Raw genomic sequence first — 13,672 nt, 5'->3', positions numbered from 1 at the left:
AGCCCTTCCAAGGCTCGCCTAGAAATTCTGGCTTGCTTGAGTACGGAAGCTTACTCAACCAGTCCTGTTGAGAAGCGGACCGAACTTCTTCACGCGCTGGACGAGTGGACCGAATCTCTTTTAGGACTTCAAGGTCGCACTCGTTTCTTGTTTTCAGCCTTTCAATGTCGACTTGATATGCATTCATGACATTCCTCCAAAACCGAGGCGTGTATGTACTGCGCTCGTCCACGATCTCTTACCCATATAGTCACCCAACATGCCGTGATAGTTCCGTATGTCTCGCTTCAAATCGGTATTTGAGCCGTAATTGTTAATCTTCAGTTTAATGTTCTCACTGGTCAGGTCATCGCACGTGATTCCCCGGCCATGAGAATGCCACTTCTCCGCATTGCCCAAAGCCTCAGCAATATCGTTAGCTCGCTTCTGCTTGTCTGCGCCAGTAACGGCATCGCCAGAGGACTCGCGATGAGTCCAATTTTTGAATTTGTAGCGAGGCAGCCAGTCTTTCAAAAGCGTTTTCGAGTGCTCGATTGCCTGCTCTATGTTGAACAACTTTGCTGGGTCGAATTTCTCTACAAGAAAAGAGATTTCAGCACGAACTTTTGAAGCATCGTCCGCGCTGTTGATGACCTTCATCAGTTCCTTGTATTTAGCCAAGTAGCCCATGCCAGGAACAAAGTCCCCGCCAGGCATTGGGAACTGTGGGTCGATTGGGCCCAACACGGAGTGATAGTCCATCAGTATATCGTCGCCTGACAGAGCAAGAATCGTACCCGCGCTGTACGCATAGTTAGGAACTATGAAATCCACTTCCTCGTAATGCGTACGCATGACACGAACCATTCGCTCAACAGATTCGATGTAACCGCCAGATGTCTCTAGGACTACAATCAACTTCTTCTGAGCGCCACCGTTTGAAGCTATTTTTTCAATGGCAACGCGAAGGGCGTCATCCCAAGGCGGCATCATCGGGCAGCAAAGGAATATTGCCTCGCCGCCGAGGCGCTTAGCGAGCGCATCATTGAACTGACCGAGCACACTGTCGATTACTTCATCGACTCTAGGCGCTTGCACTGAATGCTCCTACTTTTGGCAGCAACGCGGGCATCATTCAGGATTCCTTATCTATTCGCATAGAGAGATATGTTCCGCTGGCTGGCTGCGGAAGGGTAGCAAGAACAGGGGGGCGGCGCATGTGCCCTGCTGCCTGCTTGACCAACTTCTAGGCGAACGTGGATGGGGCCTCCTGAGGGCCACCGCCAAGGGTCGCGTCTGTCTAATTTCAAACTGAGACACCACCCACAGGGGGGGCTAGTGCCCGGCGCGGTCGCGGTGCCAGCCGCGGTGCCGGATGTCCAGGTACAGACTGTAGGCGGCCGTGAAGGTGGGAAAGAGGTTCTGCAGCACGCCCACCGAGTCCTGCTTGGCCGAAAACAGGAAATAGCTCAGGGTCATCGCGGCCCCGACCAGGCTCATGTACCAGAAGACCCGCGGGATGACCGGCTTGCCGGCCCGGCGCGAGGCGAAGAACTGGACCACCCAGCGGCCGCCGAACATCAGCGCGCCCAGGTAGCCGATCAGCTTCCACGGGGTGACGTGCAGGCCGGACCAGTCCAGCCACATGATTTCCTGGTTCATCGATTACTCCAGTTCGCGCACCGCGGTGCGCCGGCTACGCGTGATCAGCCAGGCCACGCCCATCAGGTCGCGGATGCCGACCAGGGCGCGGCCCAGGTTGGTGTACTTGGAAACCCCGGCGCCGCGCGGGCGGTGGTTCACCGGCACGCTGAGCGTCTTCCAGCCGGCCCGCTGCATCAGCGCCGGCAGGTAGCGGTGCATGTGGTCGAAATAGGGCAGGTCGAGGAAGGCGGCCCGTTCGAACAGCTTGGTGCCGCAGCCGGTGTCGGGCGTGGCGTCGCGCAGCAGGCGCGAGCGGATGCCGTTGGCCCACTTCGAGGCCCACTTCTTGCTGCCGCTGTCCTGGCGGTTGACCCGCCAGCCGGCGTAGAGCTTCACGTCGGCCGGGCCGGCATCGCGGGCGGCCACGAGCCCTGGCAGGTCGGCCGGGTCGTTCTGGCCGTCGCCGTCGAGCGTGGCGACCCAGGGGGCGCGGGCGGCCTTCACCCCGTTGCGGATGGCGGTGCTCTGGCCCGACTGCACCTCGTGCGCCAGCACGCGGAGCTCCGGCGTCGTCGCCAGCGCACCCTGCAGCAGCGCCAGGGTGCCGTCGCGGCTGTGGTCGTCGACGAAGACCACTTCGAAGTCCAGCACGCCGCGCAGGGCGGCCACGGTTTCGGCCAGCAGCGCCAGCACGTTGCCTTCTTCGTTGAAGGCGGGGATGACCACAGAAAGCTGCGGCGCGGGCATGAAGCGGGGCGACCTGTGCGGGAGAGGTGGCGGATTCTCGCAGGCGGCCCGTTAAAACTTGGCTACGCGGATTAGCCGCGCAGGCGCTCGAGAATGCCTTCCAGGCTGTCCAGGCCGTGGTAGCTGATCACCAGCTTGCCGCGGCCACCGCGACCGTGCTGCACGGCGACCTTGGCCCCCAGCTTTTCCGACAGCTCGCGCTCGAGGGCGGCGATGTCGGCGTCGGACTTCTTTTCCGGCCCCTTGGTGGGCTTCTTGCCGGGGATCTGGCCCTTGGCCATCAGCTGGGCGCGGCGCTCGACCTCGCGCACCGACCAGCCTTCGGCCACGGCTTCGCGGGCCAGGGCCAGCGCCGCCTGCGGCGCCAGGGTGAGCAGGGCGCGGGCGTGGCCCATTTCCAGCTGCCGGTCTTCGAGCAGCTTGCGGATGCCTTCGGGCAGTTCGAGCAGGCGCAGCAGGTTCGACACCGAGGCGCGCGAGCGGCCCACGGCTTCGGCGGCCTGCTGGTGGGTGAGCGAAAACTCGTCGATCAGCCGGCTCAGGGCCAGGGCTTCTTCGAGCGGGTTGAGGTCTTCGCGCTGGATGTTCTCGATCAGCGCCATCGCGATCGAGGCGCGGTCGTCGACCTCGCGCAGCACCACCGGTACGTCGGACAGGCCGGCCTGGGTGGCGGCGCGCCAGCGGCGTTCGCCGGCGATGATTTCGTAACGCACCACGCCGGCCTTGTCCTTGCCGATGCTGCGCACGACGATCGGCTGGATCAGGCCCTGGGCCTTGATCGACTCGGCCAGCTCGGTGAGCTTGTCCGGGTCCATGCCGCTGCGCGGCTGGTACTTGCCGGGCTGGAGCTGGTCGATGGGCAGCGTGTGCAGGCCCTCGCCGCCGGACGCGTCGTCGCCCGCAGGCGCAGCGCCCTTGTTGCCGGTGCCCAGCAGGGCGTCGAGGCCGCGGCCAAGGCCGCGCTTCTTGCTGCTCATGCCATCTCCTTGTGCATCTTCTTCTCGCGCCGAACGATCTCGCCGGCCAGGCCCAGGTAGGCGATGCCGCCCCGGCTGCCGCGGTCGTAGCCGACGATGGACTGGCCGTGGCTGGGCGCTTCGGCCAGGCGCACGTTGCGCGGGATGATCGAGCGGAACACCTTGTCGCCGAAGTGCCGGGTGAGTTCGCCCGACACGGCGTTGGCCAGGTTGTTGCGCACGTCGAACATGGTGCGCACGATGCCTTCGATCTCCAGCTTCGGGTTCAACTTGCCCTTGAGCGCGTTGATGGTGTCCACCAGCGAGCTCAGGCCCTCGAGCGCGAAGTATTCGCACTGCATCGGCACGATCACGCCGTCGGCCGCGGCCAGGGCGTTGAGCGTCAGCAGCGACAGCGAGGGCGGGCAGTCGATGATCAGGTAGTCGTAGCGGTCGCGCAGCGGGGCCAGCGCGGTCTTGAGGCGCTGTTCGCGGGCCGCTTCGTCCATCAGGCGGATTTCGGCGGCGGTCAGGTCGATGTTGCCGGGCAGCAGGTCGAAACCTTCCGGCGACTTCACCACCACCGATTCGGCCGTGCATTCGCCCAGCAGCACTTCGCAGGCGGAGTTGGCGAGCTCGCGCTTGTCCACGCCCGAAGCCATGGTGGCGTTGCCCTGCGGGTCCATGTCCACCAGCAGCACACGCCGGGGCGTCTGCGCCAGCGCGGCGGCCAGGTTCACGGCGGTGGTGGTCTTGCCGACCCCGCCCTTCTGGTTGGCGATGGCGATGATGCGACCCATGCGATCTCCTTGCGCGGCCTGGACCGGGGATTATGCCGGCTTGGCCGGGTCACGGGTGATCGTGACCAGGTGGCGGTCGCCTTCCAGGCCCGGAACCACCAGGGTTTCAAGGGCTTCCACCCGCCAGCCGGGCGGCAGGGCGGCGATTTCGGCGTCGGGGCGCTGGCCCTTCATGGCCAGCAGGCGGCCTTCCGGCGCCAGCAGGTGGCCGCCGACGGCGAGGATGCCGGCCAGGGTGTCCATGGCGCGGGCGGTGACCTGGTCGAAGGCGCCGGGCTCGGCCACGGCTTCGGCCCGGGCTTCAAGCACGCGCACGTTGTCCAGGCCGAGCTGGCGCACGACTTCGCGCAGGAAACGGGTCTTCTTGGCGATGCTTTCGACCAGGGTGACCTGCAGGCCGGGCACGGCCAGGGCCAGCGGGATGCCGGGCAGGCCCGGGCCGGTGCCCAGGTCGGCCAGCGTGCCGGGCCTGAGGTGGCGCCACATCGACAGCGAGTCGAGCAGGTGCTTGCCCACCATCTCGCGTGGGTCGCGCACGGCGGTGAGGTTGTAGGTGCGGTTCCAGCGGTCGAGCAGGGCCAGGTAGTCCAGCAGACGGCCGGCCAGCGGCTGCGGCGCCAGGCCGAGCGCGACCAGCCCGGCTTCAAGCTCGGGCCCGAGGTGGGAAAGCGGGTTCATGCCGCCATTATGGCGACAACCCGGATTTCAGGCGACGCGGCAGCGTATGACGCGCAGGCCCTTGGGCCCCAGCTGCTGGTTCATGCCGACCTTCAGCGCCTCCGCGCCGATGGGCCCTTCCAGCAGGGGCAAGGCCTCGCGGATGACCAGCGCATCGATGTCGTCCAGATCCTCCCCGGCCAGGGCCGGGTCGAGGATCTGGTAATAAAGCTCGGCCTGGATGCCCTGGCCGCCGACCACCGACAGGTGGTGCCCGATCAGGCAGACCGGCTGGCCCAGCTGGTCCAGCCCCGGCAGGGTCCAGCGCCAGCCCGGCCCCAGGGCCCGGATGAAGCGGCCGAAGCGGTGCACCGTCACCACGCTGTTGTCCGGTACCCGGCGGAAACCCGTGAGCCAGGCCAGGGGCGCAAGGGGCATCGGCAGGGGCAAAAGTGGGGACATGAATGTCATGGGTGCCAGTAACTTAGCCGGGGTTCCTGAAGCATAGTCTAGTTAACGTGACTGTTACCGGAATTCGGCCAAAGTCCGGCTGGCGCCCCAGGCGGGCCGCGACGGGTCTACGCTGCCGGCAAGGAGGGAAACACCCATGAGTACGATCGAGATCCGGCCCGTGCGCCGGCAGGAGCTGGTGGCCGTCGTGAACCTGCTTGCCGACGACGCCCTGGGCCAGGGCCGCGAGCGGGCCGACGGCGACCTGCATCCGGACTACCTCGCCGCCTTCGAGGCCATTGAAAACGACCCGGCGCACGAGGTGCTGGTGGCGGTCGCGAACGACGAGGTGCTGGGCTGCCTGCAGCTGAGTTTCCTGCCCGGCCTGTCGCGGCGCGGCATGTGGCGCGGACAGATCGAAGGCGTGCGCGTCGCGCGTTCCGCACGCGGGCAAGGCCTCGGCCGGCAACTCGTGCAATGGGCGATCGACGCGTGCCGCCAACGCGGCTGCGGGCTGGTGCAGCTGACCAGCGACACCCGCCGAACCGAGGCGGCCCGCTTCTACGAATCGATGGGCTTCACTGCCTCGCACGTGGGATTCAAACTCGACCTGCCGCAGGCCCGGTGACTCCGGCGTTGCGCCGGACCACGGGGCGTCAGTAAAGAAGGACCAGGCAGCCCACCGCGATGGCGTTCCAGCCTGCATGCGCCGCGATGGCTGCGGTGATGCGTCCGCCGCGCCACAGGCACAGCAGCGACAGCGTCAACCCCCCGTACAGGGCGGTGTCCACGACCCCCGCCCAGCCCTGGTAGCCGTGCACGGCGCCGAACAATACCGTCACCAGCACGACCGCCACGGTCCATGCGGTCCGCGTGCGGCCCAGCAGGGCGGCGATGCCGTGCAGCAGCAGGCCGCGGAACAGCAGCTCTTCCGCGATCGCGCCGAGCACGCTAAGCGTCGCCAGCCCGAACACGGCCCCCGCGCCGCCGTGCAACTGCTCCAGGTTGGCCACGACGTCGCTGCGCTGCGCGCCGCCGGTCAAGGGGATGATCAGCCCGAACTGCAGCAGTGCGAAGCCCGCGGCCACCGCCAATCCGACAAGAACGTCCGTCCGCCAGGACGCCCGGGTGGCGCCGATGTCCGGCCAGCGCAGGCCGGCGGCCCGGCAGGCAAGGTAGATCGCGCCTGCGCCCAGCAGCAGCTGAAATACGCCGGAAACGGCATGGGTGGCACCGCCGAATCGCAACCCCAGCAGCGTTTGCGGAAGCACGAAGGACGCACCCAGCGCCAGCGCCCAAAGCACGGTTCCCAGCAGAACGGCCAGCAGCCAGCGCATGCGCGAAGGCGATTGCGCGACAGGGATATCGGTCATGCGCATCCTTTGTTCGTTGCAGTCCCGCGAAACCTGCCATTGTTTCCAAGGGCGCGCATGCGTCATCCGTCACTGTGGGCAGGCCCGGCGACTGCGGCAGGGCGGCGAGGAACCCGAGTTCAAGCGCGTCGCCGGGTAATCCGCCTGAAACAGGAAGCCCCGCGCAAGGCGGGGCTTCCTGGTTGACGCAAGGTGCCAGCAATCAGTTGCGAACCCGCCGCAGGTTCACCACGGTGCTCGCGTCGTCCGTGGCGTACGCGCCATAGGTCGGATCGTAGGCCTCGGCCGTGGCATCAACCTGCGCCTGGCCCTGGTTGAAGGGTGTGCCCGACCCCGATGCGAACGACGCCGTCCAGGGGGTGGGGGTGGGCGAGCAGCTCACCGTGGCGTAGAAGCTGCCCTGCGCCAGCTTGAAACGGTTGGCGCGCTGGGAAACCGTGCCGCCGATCTGGGCCACGGTGTCATCGGAGCAGATCACGCTTCCCGATACGGTGACCCGGCCATCGTGGTGCCGCACCGTGGCCTGGGTGTGGATGGTGATGTCCACGCTCAGCGCCGGCGGAGGCGGCGGATTGGAGATGCTCACCTCGCCCCACAGGGCCGGCGCACCACCCTCGCAATGCTGCTCGTAGTTGGCAGCGAAGCGGATGATCGAGCCGAACGGACCGTACTCGGCCTCGGTGACTTCGAATCGGCCGGTCAGGGTGTTGCAGCCGCGACCGTCTCCCGAGTGACTCAGCCCGGGCTGGGCATCGTCCTGGAACGGATAGCGCACCGCCCCTTCGTACACGCCCGGAACCAGCTGCTGGCCCGCCGGCGCGGCGAAATAAACGTTCCACCAGGTGTCCGTGTAGACGGACACGGAAACGACGCGGCCGTCGGCGCTTGCGGACGCCTCGACGCCTTCGGTGTAGCTCCAGGCCTGGCCCTGGCTGATGTAGTCGCCCTGGTCGCCAGTGAACTCCAGGATGCCCATCGGCTCCTGCGCGAACACGGTGGAGGGGAGTGTCATGGCAGCGGCAAGGATCAGGGCGCCGAACAGGGTGTTGCGGGAGTTGCGCAGTTGCGGAAACGGCATGGTGCTTTCCTTCTTTGGTGGGCAGTCCGTTGGGGGAAAACGATGATAAGACCCGGATGTCTCACCGGATCAGACTGCACCACGGACTTTCCCGTCCCTTCCGGACAACGGGCCTACCCCGCACGCGGGCTTCAAGCTTGGGCGGGCGCGCGGCCAACAGGGCGCCGGCTGCAATGGCGGGCTTGGCCCGTTTCCGTCGCTATTGGCTGCTTTGGGCTTCCACGACAAGGACCCGGGCATTGCCGATGGGGTGGGCAACATGCGCGGTACCGGGCGAAGCATAAAAGACATCGCCCGTTTCAAGGACGACGGACTTGTCCTCGCCGGCATCGCGATAGCGCATCTCGACGCGCCCATCGAGCACGGCGAATACTTCCTGGCCGTCGTTGACGTGCCAGCGATAGGGTTGGTCGGTCCAGTGCAGGCGCGTGGTAATGCCGCCCATGTTGGCGATTTCCAAGGCGCCCCAGGCCCGGGACGCCGTGAATTCCCGGCTGCGGATTATTTTCATGGTGCCTGCCCCGGTCCGGCCATGCTTCCCGCAACGGCCGCGACGATCCGATCAAGGTCCCGATCGTCCGTCGCCCAGTTCGAGAAGGCAGCCCGGACCGTGGGACGCCCGAACAGCTGCCCCGGCGTCATGAAGGTCTCGCCGCTGGCATTGAGCCGCTGCACGAACGAGTCACGTTCGGCCGCACCGCCGTCGGTGAGCGCGAAGCTGACAATGTTGAGCGGGACGCCTCCCAAAACCTCGAACCGCCCGGTCGCCCCGATCGACTGCGCGAATTCACGGGCAAGCCGACAATTCGTCCTGACCCATTCGCCGATGCCCCTGCGGCCACGCGTTGCAAGCACCATCCAGGCGGGAAAGGCCCGGAAGCGCCGCGAGTTTTCCGGGGTGAAATGCAAAGGGTCCGGGTCATCGCCCAGATAGGCGGAACTGGCCGAGAACACCTCGCGCTGCAGATCGGGGCGCGAGGTATACGCGATTGCGCTGTCGTAAGGCACGTTGAGCCACTTGTGCAGGTCTACGGTGACCGAATCGGCATGCCCGATGCCGGCGATCCGCCCGTGCAGATCGGCATCAAAAGCCGCAAACAGCCCGAATGCACCGTCGACGTGCAGCCAGGCCCCGAATCGCCTGCAAAGCTCGGCGACCCGCACGAGGTCGTCGAAATCGCCGGTATTGACCTCGCCGGCGCTGGCCACCACCACGGCGGGTCCTGTCGTGTGTGCCGAAAGCGCCTGCTCGAGCGCGACAGGGTCCACCGCCGTGCGTCCCGGCAGCGTGGCCACGGCCTGCAGACGGGAGCGGCCGATGCCGGTGATCGACATTGCCTTGAGGACGCTCGAATGCGCCGACCCGGCAAACACGGTAGGCGGCAACGGCGACTGCCTGGCCGCCCACTCCCTGGCGGTCGCGATGCAAACCAGGTTCGCGGCCGTGGCGCCGCTGACGAACTGGCCGTGCATCGAATCCGCCAAGCCAAACACATCGCGAAACGCGTCGACCGTCTGCTTTTCGACGTCGGCAGCGATCGACCCCGCCGCGTTGGACACGTTCTGATCCCAGGCCGACACCAACCAATCGGCGGCGACAGCCTCAGGGGTCGCCCCACCCGTGACGTAGCCCAGGTAGCGGGGCCCCGGGGACGCGGAAAGCCAGGGGACGATGCGTTCAGCCACCAGGGCCATCGCCGCATCGAAGCCGATGCCGTCCGGCGGCCGGGGTGCCTGAGGCAGCCGCAGGTGGGCAACAGGCTGGGCACGGAGGCCGTCAAGATGGCCGGCCGCCAGCCGGTGCGCCACGGCCAGGGCGGTCTGGTGGTCAACGTGTTCGTTCATGCGTACTCCGGAAACCTCAGGCGCAGAGCGCATCGCAGAACCGGGAAACCGCGCCGGAATCAGTGGACAAGAACAGTACCGGGTCGATCACCTCGAGTTCCATCAGTACGAGGCCGCCGTCGACGGGCACCGCATCGACCCGCGCATACGTGGTGTCGTCGGCGAATCCGTCCAGCAGCCGCGCCGCCTGGTCGATCAGGCACTTGTCCGGCAGGTGAGCGACGTGCGAGCCGCCAAAGTCTGCCTGGACGCGGAAGTCGCCGGCCCGGGGAGTCTTGCGCACGGCGTGCGAATACAGCCCTCCGAGGAAGACGAAGGAGATTTCGCCTTCTTCTTCGATCTGCGGGAGGTATCGCTGGACCAGCAGGTCCTGTTGCCGCACCTGCCCGGCGAAACGCGCCCGTGCCTGCGGCCGGCCGAGCGACGCCACGCGCCAGGTGCCATGCGCCGACAGCGAAACGGCTGGCTTGACGACCAGGTCCGCCGAGCCCAGTTGTTCGATCAGTTCATCCAGGTCCGCTGCGTCGTCCTGTCCCACCAGCCGGGTGGGGGCAATGCGCGCAAGGCTCTCGGCCTCGAGTTCCAGCAGGTAGCGCTTGTGCAGGGTCCGCCGGAGCCTTTCGTGCCCGTTGGCGATCCGCACACCGCGTCCCGTCAGCTGGTCAAGCCATGCCAGGAAGGCCTCCGTGTGCAGGTGGTAGTCCCAGCAGGACCGGACGACGACGAGGTCACCGGCCCGCACTCGCCGATTGTCCTCTTCGCTGCGCCAGCGAAGTACTTGCGTCGGCACGCCGCGCTGGGCCAGTTGCTCGGGAACCCGGCGGTCGTCGGCCGTCAGCCCGGGATGCTCGAAAGAGGTTGCGAAGTGGATCACGGCGCCCTGCCAGCTTCGCCGGGCCCGCGATCGCCGCCGACGTCGATGACGATCTTGCCAAGGTGCCGCGCGGTGGCCAAATGGCGATAGGCCTCCTGCACCTGGTGGAAACCGAAGACCTGGTCGACCACCGGATGCAGGTTGGCGCGTTCGACGAAGCGAGCCAGCGCCACGGCCATCTCACGGCTGCCGACCATCAGGCCAACCAGCCGCTTGCTGCCCAGGAACAGGTCGGCTGGGTTGAACCGGGCGGGCGAGGCACCGCTCATGCGGCCGATCACAGCGACGGTGCCACCCGTGCGAAGCGCGGCGATCGATTCGGTGATGGTTTCCGGTCCGCCGACGTCGAGTACGCGGTCGACGCCCTGGCCGTCGTTGAGTCGGCGCAGTTCGGTCCCCCACTGCGGCACGCTCCGGTAATTGAGCGTCACGTCGGCGCCCAGCTCGCGCGCCCGGAGCAGTTTGGCATCGTCCGACGAGGTGATCATCACGCGATATCCCGCGGCCTTGGCAAGTTGCAGCGCCCAGATCGAGACGCCGCCGGTGCCCAGCAAGGCCACGGTCGAATTCGGCGGCAAGGGCTCGATGCCAAACAGCGCATGCCAGGCGGTCACGCCGGCGCAGCTGAGCGTGGCGGCCTCGATGTCGTTCAAGTGCCCCGGCGCCGGTACCCAGGCCATTTCCGGCAACACGACCTGCTCGGCCAGAACGCCATCGACCGTGCCACCCAGCGCACGCGCGATGCCCGAATCGGTCGCCGGCCCGGAAAGCCAGTCCGGGAAAAAGCTGCTGACCACGCGGTCGCCGACCGCCAGGGAGGTGACGTCGGGGCCGACCGCAAGCACCGTGCCCGCGGCGTCGGAAGCCAGCACGGTCGGGGGGCCACCGGTGCCGGAGCGGCCGTCGGCGAACATCAGGTCCCGGTGGTTGAGCGCGACCGCGCCGATGCGCACCAGCACGTCCTTGCCCCGGGGGGGAGCGACCTCGCGCTCGATGCGCCCGATGCCGTCGATCCCGCCTCCGCGGCGAACGGCGTATGCCGCACCGCGCGTGGCGACGCGCGGGGACGAGGGTGGCGAGGTCGGGTCGGCGGCCGAAGGTGTCATCGAGGGCTCCTGGTGGGTCTGGGCGGGGTTCGGGGTGGCCAGACTATGGAATGCGCAAACGCATAAAAACTGGCAAATTGCGCATAACCGATATGCGCAGACGCATAGGATTCCCGCCCATGGAAAGCCGCGTGCAGTGGAACGACCTGCAGTTTTTCGTGGCCGTTTGCGAATACGGATCCATTGGCGCCGCCGCCCAGGCGCTGGGGGTGAATCATTCGACGGTGTTGCGACGACTGGGCAGCCTTGAACAAGCCCTCGACGTCCGTCTTTTCGACCGCCTGCCGGGCGGCTACGCCTTGACCGTACAGGGCCACGAGCTGGCTTCCGGCATTGCCGGGGTGTCCGAACAACTCGAAGCCGCCGGGCGGCGGGTCACCGGCAACGACCTCGCGCTCAGGGGAAGCATTCGACTTACCGCGCCCGACACCCTGATGCAGGCCTTGTTGATGTCGCGGCTTGCGGCATTCAGCGCCGAGCACCCGCAGCTGCAGCTCGACCTGGTGGTCAACGACAGCATGCTCAACCTCACGCGGCGGGAAGCGGACGTTGCCGTGCGTGGCTCGAATCGGCCGCCCGGGAACCTCGTCGGCCGCCGGGTCGGCACGATCGAAACCGCGCTGTATGCCTCCGCCGCATACATCGAAACGCTGGGCCCGGCGCCCGGGGAATCCGCCTACCGGTGGATCGGCCACGCGGAGCCACTTTCCCACCTGGCGTCGGCCAGGTGGCTGCGTGAAAACGTCGCGCCGGAAAAGGTGGTGCTGCGCGTGGACAGCCTGATCAGCCTGGCCGACGCCGTCGCCGCCGGGTTTGGCGTTGGCTGGCTTCTTTGCCCGCTTGCCGAGGTGCGGCCGGGCCTGGTCCAGCTAAGACCACCACCGCGCGAACTGGACACGCAGGTCTGGGTGCTCACCCACCCGGACCTGCGTCGCGTCGCCCGCGTCAGGGCATTGACCGAATTCCTCTACGAAACGCTGTCGGCGGACCCGCGGCTCCGGCACGACCGCGGCTGAGATCCGGGGCGCCGGTCAGGCGCTCACCCCGGGCCGGTTTCGCGCTGGCGGAACTCGTCGCTCAGCATGCCGGCGAATCCCCAGTTCTGCGGATCGACCTCGTCGAGGACGATATGGGTGTGCTCGGGCCTCGTGCTCCTGTGTGGGTCGGGCTGATCAGGGCGCCGGATCCAGCGGCAGGGCAATGGGCCGCATCGGCGCCCCGCTCGCACCGCGCAGCTTCAATCCGGCGCCGATGAATGCGAACTCATGCACGCGATCACGCGCAAGCGCTTCCAGGTCCACGACCTCCATGATCGCCACGCCCTGTTCCGCCTCAAGGTAGGTGTGCACGGGGACCCAGTTGTCCGGGGTTTCCACCGGGAAGCTCTCGAGGCTGAGGTTGTCGCTGCCGATCAGCATCGCGCCGTGGGTTTCCACCAGCCAGCGGGCGGCGTCCAGGCCGATGCCGGGCGGGTTGTCCATGTAGCGCTGCTTGTCGTCGATGACCCGCATCCGGCCGGTGCGGATGAACACCGCGTCGCCCGCCTGCAGGCGTACGCCCTGGCGGGAAAGCGCGCCCTCGAGGTCGGCGGGCATGATCCGGTAGCTGTCGGGAAGCATGTCCACGCCCTTGTAGGCGGGCACGTCGATAAGCACGCCGCGGGCGATGATCGGCGGCAGGTTTTCCGCGCCGCCCTTGTGCCAGCCCAGGTCGCCCTGGTGGCTGTCGTGGTGGAAGCCGTTCCAGATGCGGCCGTTGAGCCCGAAGTGCGACAGCGCGTCGATGTGGGTGCCGGTGTGGGTGTACATCAGCACCGCGTCACCGGAGTAGGAAACATGTTCGTGCATGGCGCGGCCGAGGCCCAGCACGTTGTCGACCGCGGTTCCCCGTGGCGTATGGGTCATCCATATCTGGTAGGTCGGGTCGCCCAGCAGCGACCAGCTGGGCATGCCCTTGTGGTATTCGACGCCGAGGTCGTAAACGGTGCCGCCACGGATGCGCGACAGCACCGCGGCGCGTGAGGCGTCCGTCATCAGGTTGAGGCGACCGATCTGGTCGTCGGGCCCCCACGGGCTGGTGGCGGCGCCCGGGCGGGCGCCCATGGCCAGGGGCGAGGCAAGCAGGGCGCAGAGGGCGAGCGAGAGCGGAATGGCTTTCATGGGG

Annotated in this window: 16 protein-coding genes; 2 read left to right on the top strand and 14 right to left on the bottom strand. The window is 67.0% G+C overall.

The window, feature by feature from the left end; translation table 11 throughout:
• Positions 1-183: 183 nt before the first annotated feature.
• The 7 genes from IEX13_RS08905 to IEX13_RS08875 form a co-directional block, all read right to left on the bottom strand.
• A complete protein-coding gene (locus IEX13_RS08905) occupies positions 184-1,077 on the bottom strand; it encodes an SDH family Clp fold serine proteinase (RefSeq protein ID WP_188663342.1) in 894 nt (297 codons plus the stop codon).
• A 237-nt stretch (positions 1,078-1,314) separates the two neighbouring features.
• Positions 1,315-1,641: a lipid-A-disaccharide synthase N-terminal domain-containing protein gene (locus IEX13_RS08900; protein WP_188663340.1), complete on the bottom strand. Its 327-nt coding sequence runs from the start codon at positions 1,639-1,641 to the stop codon at positions 1,315-1,317.
• Between the two features lie 3 nt (positions 1,642-1,644).
• Positions 1,645-2,370: a glycosyltransferase family 2 protein gene (locus IEX13_RS08895; protein WP_188663339.1), complete on the bottom strand. Its 726-nt coding sequence runs from the start codon at positions 2,368-2,370 to the stop codon at positions 1,645-1,647.
• Between the two features lie 71 nt (positions 2,371-2,441).
• Entirely contained in the window at positions 2,442-3,347 is a 906-nt protein-coding gene (locus IEX13_RS08890) for a ParB/RepB/Spo0J family partition protein (protein WP_188663337.1), read from the bottom strand.
• Positions 3,344-4,126: a ParA family protein gene (locus IEX13_RS08885; RefSeq protein WP_188663334.1), complete on the bottom strand. Its 783-nt coding sequence runs from the start codon at positions 4,124-4,126 to the stop codon at positions 3,344-3,346. The genes IEX13_RS08890 and IEX13_RS08885 overlap by 4 nt, the downstream gene beginning before the upstream one ends.
• Before the next feature lie 30 nt (positions 4,127-4,156).
• Positions 4,157-4,804 (bottom strand): 16S rRNA (guanine(527)-N(7))-methyltransferase RsmG, encoded by a 648-nt coding sequence (gene rsmG, locus IEX13_RS08880; protein ID WP_188663332.1) that lies wholly within the window; start codon positions 4,802-4,804, stop codon positions 4,157-4,159.
• 27 nt (positions 4,805-4,831) lie between these two features.
• The gene (locus IEX13_RS08875) at positions 4,832-5,221 is read right to left on the bottom strand and encodes an SPFH domain-containing protein (RefSeq protein ID WP_188663330.1); all 390 of its coding nucleotides are present in this window, start codon (positions 5,219-5,221) and stop codon (positions 4,832-4,834) included.
• A 169-nt stretch (positions 5,222-5,390) separates the two neighbouring features.
• Here IEX13_RS08875 and IEX13_RS08870 point away from each other — a divergent pair, with 169 nt between their 5' ends.
• A complete protein-coding gene (locus IEX13_RS08870; RefSeq protein ID WP_188663328.1) occupies positions 5,391-5,861 on the top strand; it encodes a GNAT family N-acetyltransferase in 471 nt (156 codons plus the stop codon).
• Between the two features lie 28 nt (positions 5,862-5,889).
• On the opposite strand, the gene IEX13_RS08865 is transcribed toward IEX13_RS08870, so the two are convergent.
• The 6 genes from IEX13_RS08865 to IEX13_RS08840 form a co-directional block, all read right to left on the bottom strand.
• Positions 5,890-6,606 carry a CPBP family intramembrane glutamic endopeptidase gene (locus IEX13_RS08865; protein ID WP_188663326.1) on the bottom strand — a complete coding sequence of 239 codons (717 nt, stop codon included), beginning with the start codon at positions 6,604-6,606 and terminating at the stop codon, positions 5,890-5,892.
• Between the two features lie 202 nt (positions 6,607-6,808).
• Complete coding sequence (locus tag IEX13_RS08860; RefSeq protein ID WP_188663325.1) at positions 6,809-7,684, bottom strand: hypothetical protein; 876 nt, start codon at positions 7,682-7,684, stop codon at positions 6,809-6,811.
• Positions 7,685-7,883: 199 nt separating this feature from the next.
• A complete protein-coding gene (locus IEX13_RS08855) occupies positions 7,884-8,195 on the bottom strand; it encodes a cupin domain-containing protein (protein WP_188663323.1) in 312 nt (103 codons plus the stop codon).
• Entirely contained in the window at positions 8,192-9,529 is a 1,338-nt protein-coding gene (locus IEX13_RS08850; protein WP_188663321.1) for a pyridoxal phosphate-dependent decarboxylase family protein, read from the bottom strand. The genes IEX13_RS08855 and IEX13_RS08850 overlap by 4 nt, the downstream gene beginning before the upstream one ends.
• A 16-nt stretch (positions 9,530-9,545) precedes the next feature.
• Positions 9,546-10,403, bottom strand: a complete 858-nt coding sequence (locus IEX13_RS08845; protein ID WP_188663320.1) for an ATP-grasp domain-containing protein — start codon at positions 10,401-10,403, stop codon at positions 9,546-9,548.
• Positions 10,400-11,509 (bottom strand): zinc-dependent alcohol dehydrogenase family protein, encoded by a 1,110-nt coding sequence (locus IEX13_RS08840; RefSeq protein ID WP_188663318.1) that lies wholly within the window; start codon positions 11,507-11,509, stop codon positions 10,400-10,402. The genes IEX13_RS08845 and IEX13_RS08840 overlap by 4 nt, the downstream gene beginning before the upstream one ends.
• A gap of 119 nt (positions 11,510-11,628) precedes the next feature.
• On the opposite strand from IEX13_RS08840, the gene IEX13_RS08835 reads away from it, so the two are divergent.
• Positions 11,629-12,525 (top strand): LysR family transcriptional regulator, encoded by an 897-nt coding sequence (locus IEX13_RS08835; RefSeq protein WP_188663316.1) that lies wholly within the window; start codon positions 11,629-11,631, stop codon positions 12,523-12,525.
• 156 nt (positions 12,526-12,681) lie between these two features.
• Here the strand turns inward: IEX13_RS08835 and IEX13_RS08830 are convergent, their stop codons facing one another.
• Positions 12,682-13,668 carry a cyclase family protein gene (locus IEX13_RS08830; protein WP_188663314.1) on the bottom strand — a complete coding sequence of 329 codons (987 nt, stop codon included), beginning with the start codon at positions 13,666-13,668 and terminating at the stop codon, positions 12,682-12,684.
• Positions 13,669-13,672 lie beyond the last annotated feature (4 nt).

Origin of the sequence: Arenimonas soli, from assembly GCF_014643775.1 — a bacterium.
Lineage (GTDB): Bacteria > Pseudomonadota > Gammaproteobacteria > Xanthomonadales > Xanthomonadaceae > Arenimonas > Arenimonas soli.
The sequence above is the reverse complement of the archived record's forward strand: the minus strand, read 5'-3'. Positions and strand labels throughout refer to the sequence as shown.